Here is a 1,389-nt window from a genome sequence, read left to right as displayed (position 1 = left end):
AAAAAGGTCGGGTTATTGGGCTGCCGCGCGCCCACCCGACGGTGGTGTGAATGCTGTGCGGCCCCTAATCTCCGCCTTGTCCCAGCAACGCGGATTAGGAGGTAAGCGATGGAACTCTTTGCCGGTCTCGACGTGTCGGTTCGCACCACGAGCGTCTGTGTCATGACAGCTGAGGGAAAGGTTGTCCGGGAGGGCAAGGTCGAGACTGATCCCGGCGCACTGGCTGCCTTTCTGTCGGAACACGGTGCGCGATACGGGAGGGTCGGCCTTGAAGCCGGCCCTTTGTGCCAATGGCTCTATGCAGGATTGGCTAAGGCTGGCTTCCCGGTATTCTGTATCGAGACCCGGCACGCGCAGGCTGTGCTGAGCGCCCAGATCAACAAGACGGATCGCAACGACGCACGCGGCATTGCGCAGATGATGCGCGTCGGCCTCTTCAAACCGGTTCATGTGAAGACGTTGGCAAGCCAAGAGGTCCGCGCCCTGCTTGGCGGGCGTCGCTTCCTGCAGGCGTCTATGATCGACATCGAGAACAGCATCCGCGGGCTGCTTCGCAACTTCGGCCTGAAGGTTGGCCTCGTCACGCGCTCAAGCTACGAAGCGCGCATCCGTGAACTGATCGAGGGCGAGACCAACTTGGAAGCCGTCATCAACCCGATGCTCGCGGTGCGCCGGACGATCCGGGAACAGTATGCTGCACTGCACAGGCGTATGATGCTCCTGGCGAAGAAGGACGGGGTTTGCCGCCTCCTCATGACAGCCCCCGGGATAGGCCCCTTCGTGGCGCTTACCTATCGCGCCGCCATCGACGAGCCTGCCCGCTTTCGACGCTCCCGAGCCGTCGGAGCGCATGTCGGTTTGGCGCCGCGAACACATCAGTCCGGCGAACTCGACAGGCGCGGCAGCATTACCAAGAGTGGTGACATCAGCGTTCGGACGGCGCTCTTTGAGGCAGCTGGCGTCCTCCTGCGGTCCACGACCCGGCCATCCCCTATCAAGGCCTGGGGGATGAAGATCGCCAAACGGCGCGGAGCTGCGCGAGCCATCACTGCGGTCGCCAGGAAGCTTGCGGTAATACTCCATCGCATGTGGACAGATGGAACACCGTTCCGATGGACGGCTATCGCCGTCTGACGATCCATTTCTTTCCAATCCGCCTGACGGCGGTGCAACGTCCCCCTGGGGACCGATGGATCGGTGAGATCGACGCGGGGCAGAAGGCCGACGGCACTTCGCGAAAAAGCTTGATCCACCATCCTTTCGGATCCGACCATGAAGCGGTCCAAGCACCGACTTCGGAGAGAAGCCAGAGACCCAGCGGGACCACGCAAGCGTCAAAGTGGACCAAAACGGAGCTTGACTTATGAGCACCCAATAGAGAAGCCCCGC

Annotated in this window: 1 protein-coding gene; it reads left to right on the top strand. The window is 61.9% G+C overall.

What is annotated here, in order from left to right; genetic code table 11:
• The first annotated feature begins 108 nt into the window (after window positions 1-108).
• Window positions 109-1,134 (top strand): IS110 family RNA-guided transposase, encoded by a 1,026-nt coding sequence (locus EG244_RS20215; RefSeq protein ID WP_124966921.1) that lies wholly within the window; start codon window positions 109-111, stop codon window positions 1,132-1,134.
• Window positions 1,135-1,389: the final 255 nt, after the last annotated feature.

It is taken from the genome of Falsigemmobacter faecalis, from assembly GCF_003863335.1.
In the GTDB taxonomy this organism is placed as follows: Bacteria; Pseudomonadota; Alphaproteobacteria; order Rhodobacterales; family Rhodobacteraceae; genus Wagnerdoeblera; species Wagnerdoeblera faecalis.
This window is presented reverse-complemented; position numbering and strand designations above follow the sequence as displayed.